Origin of the sequence: Kitasatospora sp. NPDC093558 (genome assembly GCF_040683475.1) — a bacterium.
GTDB lineage: Bacteria > Actinomycetota > Actinomycetes > Streptomycetales > Streptomycetaceae > Kitasatospora.
Genome location: NZ_JBFBDY010001107.1, coordinates 1 through 1,547 on the forward strand (window position 1 = coordinate 1; position 1,547 = coordinate 1,547).

A 1,547-nucleotide genomic window follows, 5' to 3' on the forward strand; every position below is an offset into this window, starting at 1 on the left:
GTTGTTCGGCGATCTCCAGCACGGTGCCCGCCGAGATGCCGCCCTTGGTGTGCAGGAGCACGGCGGCGAGGAGCGGGGTCAGGAGGATGCCGAGGCGCCAGTAGGCGAGGGCGCAGGCCCAGACGACGACGAACATGCCGACCAGGATGTAGCCGACGTTGTCGAGGCTGATGTCGGAGATCCAGCCGGTGACGGGGTCGGTGAGGTCGAGCTTCTCGTGCAGGACGCCGACCAGCTCGATGGTGCCGATGACGAAGGCGACGGCGATGGACAGGCCGGTGATGGTGAGGTTGTAGTAGACCTTGCGGACCGGGTTGGAGAACGCCCAGTGGTAGGCGAAGTTCATGAAGGTGCCGTCGAGGGTGTCGAACAGGCTCATGCCGCAGGCGAAGAGCAGCGGCAGGCAGATGATCGCGTACCAGGGCAGGCCGGAGGCGGCGCCGGAACCGGCCATCACCATCAGGGCGACCTCGGTGGCGGTGTCGAAGCCGAGGCCGAACAGCACGCCGACCGGGTACATCTGGCCGGGGCGGCGGATGGACTTGGTGAGGCGGCCGAGGATGCGGTTCATGAAGCCGCGCTCGTCGAGGTGCTTCTCCAGCTGCTTCTCGTCGAACTGGCCGGCCCGCATGGCCTTGTAGACGCGGTGGATCCCGGCGAGCGCGATCAGGTTGAGGGCGGCGATGAGGTACAGGAAGGTGCCGGAGACGCTGGTGCCGATGACGCCGAGCCACTGGTGGGCGGTGGACTGGTCGTCGACGAGGGTGCCGGCGATCTGCGCGCCGCCGGCGACGAGGGCGGCCATCGCCATGACGATGCTGGAGTGGCCGAGGGCGAACCAGAATCCGACCGAGACCGGGCGCTGACCGTCGGCCATCAGCTTGCGGGTGGTGTTGTCGATGGCCGCGATGTGGTCGGCGTCGAAGGCGTGTCGCATGCCGAGGGTGTAGGCGGTGATGCCGAGGCCGACGCCGAAGGCCTGGTTGCCGATCGTGTAGTGGTTCGGGGCGACCAGCAGGAACAGCATGCCGAAGGCGACGACGTGCATGGCGATGATGACGCCCAGCAGCGTGGCGGTGCGGACGGTGTCCTGGCGCTGCCAGCGCGGGGGCAGCGGCAGGGTCGAGGACGGGGTGTCGTCGGTGAGGGTCATGACGGGCGGCCTCTCCAGCTCCTCGATGGGGGCACCCCCGGGTGAGGTCGGGGGAGTCGTGCGCGCCGTGGCCGGTCTCCTGGCTGCGGGATGTCCGGGTCCGCCCGCGTCCGGGCAGGGCCGGGCGCACCCCGCGGCTCGTCTTCCCGTGCGCCGTACGGCACCGGTGACTGCCCGCAGTCGCTGCGGGCGCGCCGGGGGCACTACCCCTTCACAGTGGCGAGGGCCGCGCCGGAATCGGCTCCTGAGGAGCTGTCACCGGACTTCCCGAACACCACGGCGGGGAACACCGTAGGGGCTGGCCCGCCCTGTCGACAAGCCTGCGCAGCTGCGCATATGTTGCAATAACGCAAAGTGCTGACACGGGCATGGCGGGTGAGGGGGCCGACTGTGG

At 69.4% G+C, this 1,547-nt stretch carries 1 protein-coding gene and 1 riboswitch; the gene reads right to left on the reverse strand.

Going from position 1 to position 1,547, the window contains the following annotated elements:
- Window positions 1–1,153, reverse strand: a 1,153-nt coding sequence (locus AB0O00_RS38915) for a HoxN/HupN/NixA family nickel/cobalt transporter (protein WP_363659400.1), incomplete at its 3' end; no start/stop codon positions are given.
- Window positions 1,154–1,204: 51 nt separating this feature from the next.
- A riboswitch (cobalamin riboswitch) is annotated at window positions 1,205–1,447 on the reverse strand.
- Window positions 1,448–1,547: the final 100 nt, after the last annotated feature.